The sequence below is a fragment of the Chimaeribacter arupi genome (genome assembly GCF_002858805.1).
In the GTDB taxonomy this organism is placed as follows: domain Bacteria; phylum Pseudomonadota; class Gammaproteobacteria; order Enterobacterales; family Enterobacteriaceae; genus Chimaeribacter; species Chimaeribacter arupi.
This window is the reverse complement of record NZ_PJZI01000047.1, coordinates 15,633-31,632: the sequence shown is the minus strand read 5'-3', so window position 1 is coordinate 31,632 and position 16,000 is coordinate 15,633. Positions and strand designations below refer to the sequence as shown.

The 16,000-nt window shown below is 58.9% G+C and carries 14 protein-coding genes and 3 tRNA genes; 11 read left to right on the top strand and 6 right to left on the bottom strand.

Translation table 11 applies throughout. The features are described from left to right. Position 1 precedes the first annotated feature (1 nt). The 4 genes from CYR52_RS20535 to CYR52_RS20520 all read left to right on the top strand — a co-directional run bounded on the left by CYR52_RS20535 (position 2) and on the right by CYR52_RS20520 (position 924). Positions 2–77, top strand: a tRNA-Val gene (locus tag CYR52_RS20535). Positions 78–124: 47 nt separating this feature from the next. Then, a tRNA-Lys gene (locus CYR52_RS20530) sits at positions 125–200 on the top strand. Between the two features lie 27 nt (positions 201–227). Then, positions 228–303 (top strand) — tRNA-Val (locus CYR52_RS20525). Between the two features lie 264 nt (positions 304–567). Next, positions 568–924: a FlxA-like family protein gene (locus tag CYR52_RS20520; protein WP_072933134.1), complete on the top strand. Its 357-nt coding sequence runs from the start codon at positions 568–570 to the stop codon at positions 922–924. 85 nt (positions 925–1,009) lie between these two features. On the opposite strand, the gene CYR52_RS20515 is transcribed toward CYR52_RS20520, so the two are convergent. The 3 genes from CYR52_RS20515 to zipA form a co-directional block, all read right to left on the bottom strand. After that, the gene (locus CYR52_RS20515) at positions 1,010–1,225 is read right to left on the bottom strand and encodes a DUF3820 family protein (protein ID WP_101829327.1); all 216 of its coding nucleotides are present in this window, start codon (positions 1,223–1,225) and stop codon (positions 1,010–1,012) included. Beyond that, the gene (gene ligA / locus CYR52_RS20510) at positions 1,225–3,252 is read right to left on the bottom strand and encodes an NAD-dependent DNA ligase LigA (protein WP_072933132.1); all 2,028 of its coding nucleotides are present in this window, start codon (positions 3,250–3,252) and stop codon (positions 1,225–1,227) included. Before ligA ends, CYR52_RS20515 begins: the two co-directional genes overlap by 1 nt. Positions 3,253–3,339: 87 nt before the next feature. Then, a complete protein-coding gene (gene zipA, locus CYR52_RS20505) occupies positions 3,340–4,374 on the bottom strand; it encodes a cell division protein ZipA (RefSeq protein WP_101829326.1) in 1,035 nt (344 codons plus the stop codon). A 237-nt stretch (positions 4,375–4,611) separates the two neighbouring features. On the opposite strand from zipA, the gene cysZ reads away from it, so the two are divergent. The 5 genes from cysZ to crr all read left to right on the top strand — a co-directional run bounded on the left by cysZ (position 4,612) and on the right by crr (position 9,491). Further along, complete coding sequence (cysZ, locus tag CYR52_RS20500; RefSeq protein ID WP_101829325.1) at positions 4,612–5,379, top strand: sulfate transporter CysZ; 768 nt, start codon at positions 4,612–4,614, stop codon at positions 5,377–5,379. Positions 5,380–5,546: 167 nt separating this feature from the next. Continuing rightward, positions 5,547–6,512: a cysteine synthase A gene (gene cysK, locus CYR52_RS20495; protein WP_072933125.1), complete on the top strand. Its 966-nt coding sequence runs from the start codon at positions 5,547–5,549 to the stop codon at positions 6,510–6,512. A 390-nt stretch (positions 6,513–6,902) separates the two neighbouring features. After that, the gene (ptsH, locus tag CYR52_RS20490) at positions 6,903–7,160 is read left to right on the top strand and encodes a phosphocarrier protein Hpr (protein WP_072933123.1); all 258 of its coding nucleotides are present in this window, start codon (positions 6,903–6,905) and stop codon (positions 7,158–7,160) included. Positions 7,161–7,207: 47 nt separating this feature from the next. Then, positions 7,208–8,935, top strand: a complete 1,728-nt coding sequence (gene ptsI, locus CYR52_RS20485; RefSeq protein WP_072933121.1) for a phosphoenolpyruvate-protein phosphotransferase PtsI — start codon at positions 7,208–7,210, stop codon at positions 8,933–8,935. Positions 8,936–8,981: 46 nt separating this feature from the next. Beyond that, on the top strand, positions 8,982–9,491 hold the full coding sequence (crr, locus tag CYR52_RS20480) for a PTS glucose transporter subunit IIA (RefSeq protein ID WP_072933119.1): 510 nt from the start codon (positions 8,982–8,984) through the stop codon (positions 9,489–9,491). 135 nt (positions 9,492–9,626) lie between these two features. Here crr and CYR52_RS20475 read toward each other — a convergent pair whose 3' ends face one another. Together CYR52_RS20475 and CYR52_RS20470 are read right to left on the bottom strand one after the other, a co-directional pair. Continuing rightward, complete coding sequence (locus CYR52_RS20475; protein ID WP_072933116.1) at positions 9,627–10,952, bottom strand: sensor histidine kinase; 1,326 nt, start codon at positions 10,950–10,952, stop codon at positions 9,627–9,629. Positions 10,953–10,956: 4 nt separating this feature from the next. Then, on the bottom strand, positions 10,957–11,640 hold the full coding sequence (locus tag CYR52_RS20470; RefSeq protein WP_072933114.1) for a response regulator transcription factor: 684 nt from the start codon (positions 11,638–11,640) through the stop codon (positions 10,957–10,959). 225 nt (positions 11,641–11,865) lie between these two features. On the opposite strand from CYR52_RS20470, the gene CYR52_RS20465 reads away from it, so the two are divergent. After that, positions 11,866–13,065, top strand: coding sequence for an efflux RND transporter periplasmic adaptor subunit (locus tag CYR52_RS20465; RefSeq protein ID WP_101829329.1), 1,200 nt, complete (start codon positions 11,866–11,868; stop codon positions 13,063–13,065). Next, on the top strand, positions 13,065–15,041 hold the full coding sequence (locus CYR52_RS20460; RefSeq protein WP_072933185.1) for a MacB family efflux pump subunit: 1,977 nt from the start codon (positions 13,065–13,067) through the stop codon (positions 15,039–15,041). The genes CYR52_RS20465 and CYR52_RS20460 overlap by 1 nt, the downstream gene beginning before the upstream one ends. A gap of 11 nt (positions 15,042–15,052) precedes the next feature. On the opposite strand, the gene cysM is transcribed toward CYR52_RS20460, so the two are convergent. Further along, positions 15,053–15,934, bottom strand: a complete 882-nt coding sequence (gene cysM / locus CYR52_RS20455; RefSeq protein WP_072933112.1) for a cysteine synthase CysM — start codon at positions 15,932–15,934, stop codon at positions 15,053–15,055. Between the last annotated feature and the right edge of the window lie 66 nt (positions 15,935–16,000).

Genomic DNA, 16,000 nt, shown 5'->3' with positions numbered 1-16,000 from the left:
TGGGCGATTAGCTCAGTTGGTAGAGCATCTCCTTTACACGGAGGGGGTCGGCGGTTCGAGCCCGTCATCGCCCACCACTTCTGCAAGCCCGATACGACAGCAGTAGAATTAGGCAGTACCTGATGGGTCGTTAGCTCAGTTGGTAGAGCAGTTGACTTTTAATCAATTGGTCGCAGGTTCGAATCCTGCACGACCCACCATCAATAGCAGTACCCTGTTTGAGAAATGGGCGATTAGCTCAGTTGGTAGAGCATCTCCTTTACACGGAGGGGGTCGGCGGTTCGAGCCCGTCATCGCCCACCATTTCTCACTTCCTGTTTTATCCTCACACGCGTCACCCTCCCGTTATACCCTCTTCTGTTACCACGCCCTGTTTGATTGTTATCGCCTTCTGCTTTTTATTTTTCCTGTTATGCCTGTTTTCTCAGTATGTCTGCCCTCACCTGCCCTTTGGCCGTTGCCTGCCCGGAGAGTGTAAAAAATTCGAAAGGACGATAAAGCACTGAAATACATCGCCGATACCCAATAAGCCCGCGTTCCGGGTAACCACTTACTATTGAGGTAATCATGACAACAATCAGCGCATCAGGCTCCACATCGACCCAAAGCACTAGCGCCTCTTCTTCCAGCGATCCGGCGCAGCAAATTGCTCAGCTGAACAAGCAGATCCAGAAACTGACCCAAGAGGTTAAAGATCTGGGCACGTCTTCTGAGAGCAGTGAAGACGTCCAGAAACAGAAAGATTTGCTGCAAGCGCAGATTGCTCAGTTGCAGGCACAGATCGCCCGTCTGGAAGCGCAGCAGGCGCAGGCAGCCCAACAGAAACAACAGGCCGCGCAAGCCAGCTCTGTCGAGCCCGGCACTGCGCGTGTTGAAGGGGTAAACCGGCCGAGCGCCACTAACCAGATCGATATCTACGTTTAAGGCTCTCCGCACCGGCGGCAGGGGGAATATGGCTCGGGCACGGCGTCATGCCGTGCCCGACGGTGCCATCACGGTTCACGGCATGTCAGCTGCGTTTCAACGGCCTGACCAGTCCCTCCAGGCCTTCCATGCGGATAGCCAGGGTCAGTTGCATCAACTGGCCCAGTTTTCCTTGCGGAAATGCCTCTTTGCGGGCGAACCAGAGCAGATACTCTTCCGGCAGATCGATTAACATCCGCCCCTGGTATTTGCCGAACGGCATGGGCGTGGTGGCAATCGCCACCAGATCCTCTTTCTCCATCATGCGGAGGCGTCCAACCGGCGGATCATTTCCGCTTCGTCAATGACCTCAATCCCCAGCTCCTGCGCTTTTGCCAGCTTCGAGCCTGCGGCCTCACCGGCAATCACCAAATCGGTTTTCTTCGAAACACTGCCGCTGACTTTCGCGCCCAGCGCCGTCAGCCGGTCTTTGGCCTCATCGCGTGACAGCACGGTCAAAGAGCCGGTCAGCACCACGGTTTTCCCGGCGAATGGGCTGTCGATTTCCTCCGGCACAATCACCTGTACCTCAGGCCAGTGGATGCCGATGGCCGGGTCGAGCAGTTCATCAATCACCTGCTGGTTATGCGTCTCCTCCAGGAAGTTACGCACATGTTTCGCCACCACATCACCGACATCCTGCACGCTTTTCAGCGCGTCCAGATCGGCGGCCTTCAGCGCGTCGACTGAGCCAAAATGCGCCGCCAGGTTGGCTGCGGTAGCCTCCCCGACTTCACGGATACCAAGCGCATAGAGGAAGCGGGCCAGCGTCGTCTGCTTGGCCTTTTGCAGGGAATTCACCAGGTTCTGCGCGGATTTCGGCCCCATGCGATCCAGGCCGGTCAATACCCCGGCGGTGAGGCGGAACAGATCGGCCGGGGTTTTGACATACTCTTTCTCCACCAGCTGATCGATGATCTTATCGCCCATGCCGTCTACGTCCATTGCCCGGCGTGACACGAAGTGTTTGAGGGATTCTTTACGCTGTGCGCCGCAGAACAGGCCACCGGTACAGCGGGCCACCGCCTCGCCCTCCACCCGCTCGACATCCGAGCCGCAAACAGGGCAGGTGGTGGGGAACGCCACCTCACGCACCTGTTCCGGGCGCTCGCTCATCACCACGCCAACCACCTGGGGGATCACATCCCCGGCGCGGCGCACAATCACCGTATCGCCGATACGCAGGCCAAGGCGCTCAATCTCATCGGCATTGTGCAGCGTGGCGTTACTGACCATTGCCCCGGCCACCAGCACCGGCTCCAGCCGCGCCACCGGGGTAATCGCACCGGTGCGCCCGACCTGGAACTCCACATCCCGCACGGTCGTGATCTGCTCCTGAGCCGGGAACTTAAACGCGATGGCCCAACGCGGCGCGCGCGCCACAAAGCCTAACGCTTCCTGAAGATCCAGCGAGTCGACTTTAATCACGACGCCGTCGATGTCGAAACCGAGCGTGGACCGGGTTTCCTCGATATGACGGTAAAACGCCAGCACCTCTTCGCTGCCGGTGCATAAACGGATACGATCGCTGACCGGCAACCCCCAGTCACGGAACTGCATCAGGCGCGCCCAGTGGCTGCGCGGCAATTCGCCCCCTTCCAGCACCCCGACGCCGTAACAGAAAAAGGTCAGCGGACGTTTGGCCGTGATGCGCGGGTCAAGCTGCCGCAAGGAGCCGGCCGCCGCGTTACGCGGGTTGGCAAACACCTTGCCGCCGGTGCGTCGGGCTTCCTCATTCAGCGCCTCAAACCCTTTCTGCGGCATAAAGACTTCACCGCGGACTTCCACCCGGCGTGGGATGTTCTCCCCGGTCAGGCGCAGCGGAATCGCGCGGATGGTGCGCACGTTGGCGGTAATGTTCTCGCCGGTGGTGCCGTCGCCGCGCGTGGCAGCGCGCACCAGCTCACCGTTTTCATACAGCAGGCTGACCGCCAGGCCGTCCAGTTTCAATTCACAGCAGAACGTCAGGGTGTCCGGGCTTTTCAGCCGGTCCTGCACCCGCTTGTTGAACGCCAGGTAGCTGTCTTCATCAAACACGTTATCCAGCGACAGCATCGGCACGTCATGGCGCACCTGTTCAAAGGCGGTCAGCGGTGCCGCGCCGACCCGCTGGGTCGGGGAATCGGCAGTGATCAACTCCGGGTGGGCGGTTTCCAGCTCGCGCAGTTCGCGCATCAGTCGGTCATATTCCGCATCGGGAATTTCGGGGGCATCCAGAACGTGATACTGGTATTCGTGATGGCGCAGTGAGGCCCGCAGTTGATTGATTTTTTGATTGATCGGTTCCATTGGCTCACCATTAGAGGATAAAAAACCCCCGACATGCGGGGGTTTGGAGAGGGGGATGCAGTGCCCGGCGCAGGCCGGTCAGGGCCGTCAGGCCGTGGCCTCCAGCACTTCGCGGATACGGGCTTTGTACGTTTCCAGTTTCTGCGGTGTCATCATGCGGCGCTCATCATCCAGCACCACACCACCGACATCATCCGCAATACGCTGAGCAGACTGCAGCAGCAATTTGAAGTTCTGATTGGCATCGCCATAGCACGGCACCATCATAAACATCGTCACGCCCGGCGTGGAGAAGTCCGCCATCGTGTCCGGGTTGAAGGAGCCGGGTTTCACCATGTTTGCCATGCTGAACAGCACCGGCCCACTGCCTGCCGGGCTGAGGTGGCGGTGGAAAATGTTCATCTGGCCAAACTGGAAGCCAGCCTGCAACACGCTCTGCAACAACACTTCACCGTTGATTACCCCACCCTGATGGGCGGCAACGTGCAGCACCAGCACCGTTTCAGTGAGTTTTTCTTTCGGCGGCGCAGGCGGCGTCACCGGCTCAGCCGGTGCGTCAGGGGCAGCAGCCGGTGCCAGGGCAGCAGCCGGTGCAGGCCGCTCGGCAGCAGGCGCAGCCGCCGTCCCGAATACCGGCAGATCGTCTTCATCGTCCTCAGCCGGCACAAAGGTATTGACCGGTTCGTGCGTCGGCACCTCACGTTGGCGGGCTGCCGGCGCGGTGGCCGGCTCCGTAGCGGAATAGCCCGTCAATAACGGATCATCGCCCTCAGGCGCAGCCGGTTGCGGCGCACGTGCCTGCGGGGCCGGTTGCTCCGGCGCGCGGGGCTGAGGAGCCGGTTGCGGCGGAACAGGACGGCGTGCCGGCGGCGCGTCGGGTGCATCAAACTGACCCAGCTCCGGCTCATCATGCGGATGCGGGGCACGCACCCGTACATCACCTACCCCATCGTCCACCTCATCAGCCGGGGCACTGTTTCGCTCTTTTTTCGTTCGTTTAGCCGGGCGATCGCGGAAAAGGGATGAGCGTTCCTTGCGGCTGGTCCACAGACCATGCAATAACAACGCTATTATGGCGATCGCGCCAACAACGATTAATATCAGACGCAAATCCTGCATCATTGCTATCTCTGGTTGCTTTTATACATTGCCACCGCAGCCTGGTTGCCACGGAAAACATTCATTCTAGTAACTCTATTTGCCCGCGTACACAAGTGCAAGTATTGACTCTGTTTTCCCGGCATAAACATGAGCGACCACCCTTTTTTTGCTGTTTTTTCCAACAATTGGCCCCTAGCCAGCTGAAAATCATCCCGATATGATAGCCGGGCCGATTTACCACGTTGAGATGTTGCTTTCATGCCTGCACCACGACACGCGCCAGATGGGGCTAACGGGTTCCATTATGTGGCCGAGGGATGGCGCCTGCTCTCCCTGCCCGGTATCAAACGTTTTATCATTATTCCCCTGCTGCTCAACATCATCCTGATGGGTGCCGCTTTCTGGTGGCTCTATACCCGGCTCGACAACTGGATACCCACGCTGATGGGCCATGTGCCTGACTGGCTACAGTGGCTGAGCTACCTGCTGTGGCCGCTGGCGGTGATTTCCATCGTGCTGGTGTTCAGTTATCTGTTCAGCACCCTGGTCAACTGGATTGCCGCCCCGTTCAATGGGCTGCTGGCCGAACAGCTCGAAGGGCACCTTACCGGCACCCCATTGCCGGACAACGGCCTGCTGGGCATCCTGAAAGATCTGCCGCGGATCATGAAACGCGAATGGCTGAAGCTGGTTTACTACCTGCCGCGCGCCCTGCTGCTGCTGGTGCTCTACTTCATCCCCGGTATAGGCCAGACCGTGGCTCCGGTGTTGTGGTTCCTGTTCAGCGCCTGGATGCTGGCGATCCAATATTGCGACTACCCGTTTGACAACCACAAAGTCAGCTTTGCCGAGATGCGCCGGGCGCTGCGCCGTCATAAATTCCATAATCTGCAGTTCGGTGCGCTGGTCAGCCTGTTCACCATGATCCCGCTGCTTAACCTGTTCATCATGCCGGTTGCAGTCTGCGGCGCCACCGCGATGTGGGTTGATCGTTACCGCACGCCGCGCGGTGAAATCCGCCACTGATCCCTGCCTTTTACGGGGAGTTTTTCTCCCCGCCTTCCTCTTGTTATTGTGACAAAAACATATTTCCTAATAACATATAGATATACCAATTCTTTACTTCCTTGTGGGAGACGTTAGCGTATGCTCGTGGCGTTCCCCAAAATTTTCAACCAGTTAAAGGACGGGTTATGAGCAAGATTTATGAAGACAACTCTCTGACAATCGGCCATACGCCGCTGGTACGCCTTAACCGTATCGGCAATGGGCGTATCCTCGCCAAAGTCGAATCGCGTAACCCGAGCTTTAGCGTCAAATGCCGTATTGGCGCCAATATGATTTGGGATGCGGAAAAGAAAGGCATTCTGACCAAAGAGAAAGAATTGGTGGAACCCACCAGCGGTAACACCGGGATTGCCCTGGCCTATGTGGCCGCCGCCCGCGGTTACAAACTCACGCTGACCATGCCGGAAACCATGAGCGTGGAGCGCCGCAAACTGCTGAAGGCGCTGGGGGCCAACCTGGTGCTGACCGAAGGCGCCAAAGGCATGAAAGGGGCCATTGCCAAAGCGGAAGAGATTCAGGCCTCTGACCCGGCGCGTTACCTGATCCTCCAGCAATTCAGCAACCCTGCCAACCCGGACATCCATGAAAAAACCACCGGCCCCGAGATCTGGGAAGATACCGACGGCGAAGTGGACGTACTGATCGCCGGTGTGGGCACCGGCGGCACCATTACCGGCGCGGGGCGCTTCCTGAAAAGCAAAAACCCGGCGATTACCCTGGTGGCGGTAGAGCCGGCTGACTCGCCGGTTATCAGCCAGACGCTGGCCGGTGAAGAGGTGAAACCCGGCCCGCATAAAATTCAGGGCATCGGTGCCGGGTTTATCCCAGGCAACCTGGATCTGGAACTGCTTGACCGGGTCGCTAAAATTACCAACGATGAGTCCATCAGCATGGCGCGCCGTCTGATGGACGAAGAAGGCATCCTGGCCGGGATTTCGTCAGGTGCGGCGGTAGCGGCAGCGGTCAAACTTTCAGAAGAAGCTGGGTTTACCGATAAAAACATTGTCGTTATTCTGCCCTCTTCCGGTGAGCGCTACCTGAGCACGGCATTGTTTGCAGATTTGTTTACAGAAAGTGAGCTGCAACAATAGTGCCATAAGCCTGGCAACGCTGAAAAAAGCACCCTCCGGGGTGCTTTTTTGTGGTCTGCGTCAAAGTTTGCACTACCTGAAGATTGCTTTTGACCACCAGGTCTAGTATTTAAGCGAGCAATTATTTCGATGCGCAAAATTAATCGCGGCCCATCTGGCACTGTTGCTGAATCGGTTTACCTGTTTGTTACAATCCGGACAAACACGGCATAATGGGGCGCGGATTGGAATCGCCCTGCACCGGGGTTTTTATTACCGTGCGGCCCTGGCGTTTCCTGTAGCATCAGAGCTTGCCCCTGACTTCGTCAGGCGCTATCAAACAGGCTAAAGTCAGCCGCGTAGGCTAAACTTTAGCTCCACAACATTAATCCAATAAGTTGGGGAAACATAATGTTCCAGCAAGAAGTTACTATTACCGCTCCGAATGGCCTGCACACTCGCCCTGCTGCACAATTTGTCAAAGAAGCAAAAGGTTTTGCCTCTGACATTACTGTCACATCCAACGGCAAAAGCGCGAGCGCTAAAAGCCTTTTCAAACTGCAAACCCTGGGTCTGACTCAAGGCACTGTAGTGACTATCTCTGCTGAAGGCGAAGACGAGCAGAACGCAGTTGAGCACCTGGTAAAACTGATGGCTGAGCTCGAATAAAAAAGCCCGTCTTTATTATTAACATCAGTCAAGAGTAAGGTAGGGTTATGATTTCAGGCATTTTAGTATCACCGGGTATCGCTTTCGGTAAGGCTCTTCTGCTGAAAGAAGATGAAATTATCATCGACCGGAAAAAGATCTCTGCTGATCAGGTTGATCAGGAAGTCGAACGTTTCCTCGCGGGCCGGGCGAAAGCCTCTGCTCAGCTGGAAATCATTAAAACCAAAGCCGGCGAAACCTTCGGGGAAGAGAAAGAAGCGATCTTCGAAGGCCACATCATGCTGTTGGAAGACGAAGAGCTTGAGCAGGAAATCATAGCCCTCATCAAAGATGAGCATGCCACGGCTGACGCCGCCGCCTATTCTGTGATCGAGTCTCAGGCACATGCCCTGGAAGAACTGGATGACGAATATCTGAAAGAACGTGCGGCTGACGTGCGTGACATCGGCAAGCGTCTGCTGCGCAATATCCTCGGCATGACCATTGTTGATCTCGGCTCCATTCAGGATGAAGTGATCCTGGTGGCGACCGACCTGACCCCTTCTGAAACCGCACAGCTGAACCTGAACAAGGTGCTGGGTTTCATCACTGACCTGGGCGGCCGTACCTCCCACACCTCCATCATGGCGCGCTCCCTGGAGCTGCCGGCGATTGTGGGCACCAGCGACGTGACCAAACAGGTTCACAACGGCGACTACCTGATTCTGGACGCCGTTAACAACAAGATTTACGTCAACCCGACGGCTGACGTGATCGACGAACTGAAAGCGGTTCACAACCAGTATGTGACCGAGAAAAACGATCTGGCGAAACTGAAAGACCTGCCGGCCATCACCCTTGACGGCCATCAGGTTGAAGTCTGTGCCAACATCGGTACCGTGCGGGATGTCGCCGGTGCTGAGCGTAACGGCGCGGAAGGCGTGGGCCTCTACCGCACGGAGTTCCTGTTTATGGACCGTGACGCCCTGCCGACGGAAGAAGAACAGTTCCAGGCGTATAAAGCCGTCGCGGAAGCGATGGGCTCCCAGGCAGTGATTGTGCGCACCATGGACATCGGCGGTGACAAAGACCTGCCGTACATGAACCTGCCGAAAGAGGAGAACCCGTTCCTCGGCTGGCGTGCAATCCGCATCTGTCTGGATCGTAAAGAAATCCTGCACGCCCAGTTGCGCGCCATCCTGCGTGCCTCTGCGTTCGGCAAGCTGCGCATCATGTTCCCGATGATCATCTCGATTGAAGAAGTCCGCGAGCTGAAACAGGAGCTGGAGCTGCTGAAGGCGCAACTGCGTGATGAAGGCAAAGCCTTTGATGAAACCATTGAAGTGGGCGTGATGGTCGAAACCCCGGCTGCGGCCGCGATCGCACACCATATGGCGAAGGAAGTTGACTTCTTTAGTATTGGGACAAACGATTTAACCCAGTATACTCTGGCAGTAGATCGTGGCAATGAGCTGATTTCTCATCTCTACAACCCCATGTCACCGGCTGTTCTGACGCTTATTAAGCAAGTTATTGATGCATCTCATGCTGAAGGCAAGTGGACAGGCATGTGCGGCGAGCTAGCAGGCGACGAACGTGCTACACTGCTGTTATTGGGCATGGGATTAGATGAGTTCAGCATGAGTGCTATTTCGATCCCACGCATCAAGAAAATTATTCGTAATACGAACTTCGAAGATGTGAAGGCGTTGGCCGACGAAGCACTTGCTCAGCCGACGGCGCAAGAGTTGATGAACCTGGTGAACAAGTTCATCGAAGAGAAAACACTCTGCTGATTCCGCTGCGTGGAACGCCGCCCAAATTAATGCTTAGGAGAAGATCATGGGTTTGTTCGATAAACTGAAATCACTGGTTTCTGATGATAAGAAAGAGTCGGGCATGATTGAAATCGTGGCCCCGATTTCTGGCGAAATCGTCAACATTGAAGATGTGCCTGATGTCGTTTTCGCGGAAAAGATTGTCGGCGATGGCATTGCAATCAAACCTGCGGGTAACAAAATGGTTGCCCCGGTAGATGGCACCATCGGCAAAATCTTTGAAACCAACCATGCTTTCTCAATCGAATCCGACAGTGGCATTGAGTTGTTCGTCCACTTCGGTATCGATACCGTGGAACTGAAAGGCGAAGGCTTCAAACGCATCGCTGAAGAAGGCCAGCGCGTTAAGAAGGGCGACGTGGTTATTGAGTTCGATCTGCCGCTGCTGGAAGAGAAAGCCAAGTCTACCCTGACGCCGGTGGTGATCTCCAACATGGACGAGATCAAAGAACTGATTAAACTTTCCGGCAGCGTGACCGTGGGTGAAACCCCGGTTATCCGCATCCGCAAGTAATCTACGCGTTTGCCCCGGCGGCAGACTGCAACAAAAACGGCACCCCTGGGTGCCGTTTTTCTTTGTGCCGTTCTTTGTGCCGTACGGCTATGCTGAAGGTGACACCAAAAAGATCCCCCGTTACCCGGCCCCGTCTCAGGGCGCGGTCCACTGCGGGATACGCAGGGTAATCACCAGGCCATGCGGCTGCACATTACGCGCTTCCACCTGCCCCTGATGCGCCAGCATCACTTTCCGGGTAATCGCCAGCCCCAACCCATAGCCTTTACCTGAGAGCGGGGATTTCACCCGTACGAAGGGGTCAAAGATGCTGGAAAGCTTCTCTTCTTCCACACCCGGCCCCTGATCGGCCACATCAATCTGGTAATAGGCGTCTGCTGCCCGCAGGGACACGGTCACGGTCTGCCCCTGCGCCGAGAAGCGCAGCGCATTGCGCACCACGTTATCCACCCCGCGGCGGATCAGCTCCGCATTGCCCTTAACGGTGTATTCACGCTGTTCATCCGCGTCCAGCGCAATATTGACGCCTGGGATCTGCGCCTCATAGCGCGCATCGTTGACTACCGCTTCCACCAGCCCCAGCAGGTCGAAATACTCTTCGTCCGGCATGGTGCTGTTTTCCGCGCGTGACAGCGCCAGCAGTTCGCCAATCATCTTGTCCAGCCGCCCGGCTTCGTGCTCAATACGTTGCAGAGAGTTCTCTACGTTCACCGGGTTTTGCCGCGCCAGCCCGATCGCCAGTTGCAGGCGGGCCAGCGGCGAGCGCAGCTCGTGTGACACATCGTGCAGCAGTTCCTCACGCGCTTTCACCAGCACCTGCAACCGCTCGGCCATCGCATCAAAATCCCGCGCCACCATCGCCAGCTCATCATGGCGGCGGCGCATCCGCGGGAACAGCCGCACTGAGAGATCGCCCTGCGACACCCGATCAAATGCCCCGCGGATCTGCTGCAACGGCCGGGTCAGGTTCCAGGCCAGCACCGCACTGAACAGCAGCCCGCCCAGCGCCCCGATCCAGAACAGCGGGGCCGGCACATGCAGGATGTCCCGCGGGCGGCTGTGGTGGTATTCATCCATCAAACCGCGCACGTTATAACGCAGGCGGTAGCCCTGCCCGTCCGGCCCCTGCACAAACGCCACAATCTGCACCGGTTTCGCACCGGGTTCCATCGCGTCCAGCGACACGCCGGGTGCCGGCAGCATGGCCCGCGTCACGCTAAAATACTGTTTATCGCTGTCCGGCCAGTTGGCCATCATTGCTTCCAGCGCCGGCAGGCCGCCGCGTTGCAGCGTGGAGATGGCGGAGGTCATCTGTAATTTCACGAAACGGCGTGCCAGCCCGCTTTCCGGCGGCTCATGGTGATTGCCGTAGAACGTGAAGATCACCCAGAGTACCTGCGTCATCAGCACAAAAGTGAACCAGAAACCCAGCAGGATTTTCCAGAACAGCCGGCCGCGCATGTTGTTATTTAATGCGATAGCCAATGCTGCGTACCGTTTCGATGGTGAGGGTCTCGCCGCCCGGCAGGGCAGCCAGTTTCTGGCGGATATTGCTGATATGCACGTCCACACTGCGGTCATAGGCTTCACGCGGGCGGCCCAGCCCTTTTTCTGACAGCTCATCCTTGGACACCACGCGCTCCGGCGAACGCAGCAGCAGCTCCAGCAGGTTGAACTCTGATGCCGTCAGGTCGAATGCCTGCTCACGCCACTCGCTGTTGCGCGTGGAAGGGTTGAGCGTCAGGAAACCGTAGCTGACCGGCGCGGAGTCAGACGCCACTTCCGGCTGCTCCTCAAAGCGGCGCAGCACCGCACGCAGGCGGGCCACCAGCTCGCGCGGGTAACAAGGCTTCGGCATATAGTCATCCGCGCCCATCTCCAGGCCAATCACCCGGTCGATGTTGTCGCCTTTGGCCGTCAGCATAATGATCGGCAGGCGGCTGTTTTTCCGTACCTGCCGCAGCACATCAATACCGCTCATGTCCGGCAGCATAATATCGAGGATCATCGCGGTGTAGTCGCCGGAAAGCGCCCCTTCCACCCCGGCTTTACCGGTCAGCACCAGCGAGGCATCAAACCCTTCGGCAATCAGGTACTCACTCAACATGGTGCCGAGCTCGAGATCATCATCGACTAACAAAATTTTCATTTTTTGGACCTTATACGCATAGATTGCTCATTTTTACCCCGTTGACCGGGCTGTGCAGCAGCATTTACTGTTTTTTTACACATTATCCTACGCCCGTATCGCGCTTAATGCCCGTGCGGGGTAAATTATCCGCTCGCACTCTTTTCCTGCCGCTGGCTACGTTTTATTTCTGACTACATTTTACTGCTGAAGACTTTTACTTCTGAAACAAGGAACCGCTGGATGATGGCGTCGCACACCACAGGACGATCCACTTTTTTCACCCGTCGCACGATACTGATTATGCTGGTTCTGCTGATTATAGCTGCGGTCGGCTACCGTGCCTTCCACCGCCCTGCCCCGCCGGACTATATCACCGCCACGGTCACCCAGGAGGATCTGGAGCATACCGTGCTGGCGGACGGCACCATCGAGGCGCAGAAACAGGTCAGTGTCGGGGCGCAGGCCTCCGGCCAGATCAAGGCGCTGCATGTGGCATTGGGGGATAAAGTCACCGCCGGGCAACTGGTGGCGGAAATCGATGATCTGACCCAGCAGAACAGCCTGCGTGATGCCCAGGCTGCGCTGAAAAATGTGCAGGCGCAACGCGCGGCCCGGTTGGCGCAGCTGCGCAATGACCGGCTGACCTTCAACCGGCAGAGAGACATCCTGGCGCGCGGCGTCGGTGCCCAGGCAGATTATGACGCCGCCCGCGCGGCACTGGAAGCGACCGAGGCGGAGCTGAATGCGCTGGAAGCCCAGATCGTCCAGGCGCAAATCGCGGAGAATACCGCGCAGGTGAATCTGGGCTATACCCAGATCCGCGCGCCGATGGCCGGCACCGTGGTGGCGATCCCGGTTGAGGCCGGGCAGACGGTGAACGCCGTGCAGAGCACGCCGACCATCATCAAAGTGGCGGATCTCGACACCATGACCATCAAGGCGCAGATCTCCGAAGCGGATGTGGTCAACGTACGCACCGGGATGCCGGTTTACTTCACCATCCTCGGCCGGCCGGGCACGCGCTATCAGGCCACCCTGCGCGCGGTGGAACCGGCGCCGGACTCGATCAATGACGAGAGCAGCAGCGCCCTGACCGGCACCAGCAACAGCAGCAGCACCACCAGCGCCATCTACTACAACGGGCTGTTTGATGTCGCTAACCCGGAGGGCGTGCTGCGGATCTCCATGACCGCGCAGGTATACATTGTGCTGGCCGCCCTCAAAAACGCGGTGGTTGTCCCGGCCACGGCGCTGCACCGCACCGGGGAGCGCACCACGGTGCAGGTGGTGGACGCGCAGGGCGAGGCGCATGAGCGCCAGGTCACGGTCGGCCTGAACAACAATGTGCAGGCACAAATTACCACGGGCCTGAAAGTCGGGGAAAAAGTGGTGATTAACCCGCTGGGTGACGCCGCCCCTGCGGCCGCAGGCGGGAGGTCATGATGCGTGATGCCCGCCCCGCTGCCCCGCTGCTTGAGCTGACCGGCATCCGCCGGGAGTTTATGGCCGGTGAACAGCGCATTACCGTGCTCAAGGGCATCAACCTATCGGTGCAGGCCGGGGAAATGGTGGCGATTGTCGGCGCATCCGGTTCCGGCAAATCAACGCTGATGAACCTGCTGGGCTGCCTTGACCAGCCCAGCGCTGGGGAGTACCGGGTGGCCGGGCGCGCCACCCGTGAACTCAGCCGCGATCAGCTCGCCGAACTGCGGCGCGAACACTTTGGGTTCATCTTCCAGCGCTACCACCTGCTCAGTGACCTGACGGCGCTGGGCAATGTGGAAGTCCCGGCGATCTATGCAGGCACCCGCCACGATCTGCGCCGCCAACGGGCGGCTGCACTGCTTACCCGGCTGGGGCTGGCGGAGCGGCTCCATTACCGGCCAAGCCAGCTCTCCGGCGGCCAGCAGCAGCGGGTTAGTATTGCCAGGGCGCTGGTGAACGGCGGGGAAGTGATCCTGGCGGATGAACCCACCGGCGCACTGGATACCCACAGCGGGCAGGAAGTGCTGGCGATCTTAAAAGATCTGCACGCCCAGGGCCACACGGTGGTGATCGTCACCCATGACATGCAGATCGCGCAACATGCCGAAAGGATCATCGAGATCAGTGACGGCGAAATCATTGCGGATCGCGCCAACCCGCAGCCACCGCTGACCCCGGCACCTGCCGTGATGGCAGAGCCACCGGCTGCGGCCCCGGCGTCCCGCTGGCGGGCGCAGCGTGACCGCTTCAGCGAGGCGTTCAAAATGGCGCTGCTGGCGATGGCCTCCCAGCGGCTGCGCACCTTCCTGACCATGCTCGGCATCATTATCGGCATCGCCTCGGTGGTGTCGGTGGTGGCGCTCGGCAAAGGCTCGCAGGAAAAAATCCTGGCAGACATCAGCGCGATGGGCACCAGTACGCTGGAAGTGTTCCCCGGCAAAGATTTCGGCGACATGCGCTCCGCCGCCATCCAGACGCTGCGCGCCACCGATGCCGATGCCCTGCGGCGGCAGGCGTACGTGCACAGCGTCACGCCCGGCGTCACCACCAGCACCACATTCCGCTTCGGCAGCGAATCCGTGACCGGCACGGTCAGCGGCGTTGGTGAGGAGTTCTTTGTGGTGCGCGGCTACAGCATGGCGCAAGGCATGGCCTTCACCCGCCAGAGCGTCGACCAGCTGATGCAGGAGGCGGTGATCGACACCAACACCCGCAACAAGCTGTTTGTGCGCGGTGAAAACCCGGTCGGCCAGGTGATCCTGCTCGGCAGCCTGCCGGTGCGGGTGGTGGGCGTGGCGGCGCAGAAACAGGGCGGGTTCGGCAGCAACGAAAGTTTGAATGTCTGGATCCCGTACAGCACCGCCATGGGGCGGATGCTGGGCAAAACCTACCTCAGCAGCATCACGGTGCGGGTCAGTGACAATGTCGATCTCAACGCGGCCGAGCGCGGCATCACCGCCCTGCTGGAACAGCGCCACGGCACCAAAGATTTCTTTGTGATGAACACTGACAGCATCCGCCAGACGATCGAAAGCGCCACCAACACCCTGGCGCTGCTGGTGTCGATGATTGCGTTGATCTCGTTGATTGTCGGCGGGATTGGCGTGATGAACATCATGCTGGTGTCGGTCACGGAACGCACCCGCGAAATCGGTGTGCGGATGGCCGTGGGCGCACGCGCCGGGGACATCCTGCAACAATTCCTGATTGAGGCGGTACTGGTCTGCCTGCTGGGCGGCATTATCGGCGTGCTGCTGTCACTGGGGATTGGCGTGCTGTTCAGCCAGTTCAACAGCCCGTTCCGCATGATCTACTCCCCGTTCTCGATTGTGGCGGCGTTTGTCTGCTCCAGCCTGATCGGTATCCTGTTCGGCTTCTTCCCGGCGCGCCGGGCGGCGCGCATGGACCCGATCCATGCGCTGGAACGGGAGTAGACCGGCAACCTTCAGCCGAAAATGCCGGTGGAGAGGTAACGGTCGCCGCGGTCGCAGACAATCGCCACCACCATGCTGCCGGGGTGGGCGGCGGCCAGGCACAGCGCACCGGCTACCGCACCGCCGGAGCTGACGCCACAGAAAATGCCTTCCTGCTGCGCCAGTGCGCGGGTGGTTTGCTCCGCCAGCGCCTGGCTCATGTCGATCACCTCATCCACCAGTTCCGGGCGGAAAATGCCCGGCAGATAGGCCTCAGGCCAGCGGCGGATGCCGGGGATGCTGCTGCCTTCCGCCGGTTGCAGGCCAATGACCTGCACTGCCGGGTTCTGCTGTTTCAGGTAACGGCTGACGCCGGTGATGGTGCCGGTGGTGCCCATGCTGGAAACAAAATGGGTAAGCCGCCCGCCGCTCTGCTGCCAGATCTCCGGGCCGGTGGTGGTGAAATGCGCCAGCGGGTTATCCGGGTTGTTGAACTGGTCGAGCACAATCCCCTGCCCCTCCTGCGCCATTTGCCGCGCCAGATCGCGCGCGCCTTCCATGCCGCCCTCCCGGCTCACCAGCACCAGCTCTGCGCCGTAGGCGCGCATCGCCGCCTGCCGCTCGGCGCTCATGTTTTCCGGCATCAGCAGTTTCAGCCGGTAGCCCTTCATGGCGGCGATCATCGCCAGCGCAATGCCGGTGTTGCCGCTGGTCGCCTCAATCAGCGTGTCGCCGGGGCGCAGCTCGCCGCGTTTTTCTGCCTGCTGGATCATAAACAGGGCAGCGCGATCTTTCACTGACCCGGCCGGGTTATTGCCCTCCAGCTTGACCCAGACTTCACTGGTCAGGCCGTGGGTCAGGCGTTGTAATTTGATGAGCGGCGTATTGCCGATGCAGTGTTCCAGCGTGGTCACGATTGATGCCTTCGGGGGAGAAAATAAGAAGGGCGGCCTCCAGGGCCGCCCTTGCGTGCTGTGGTG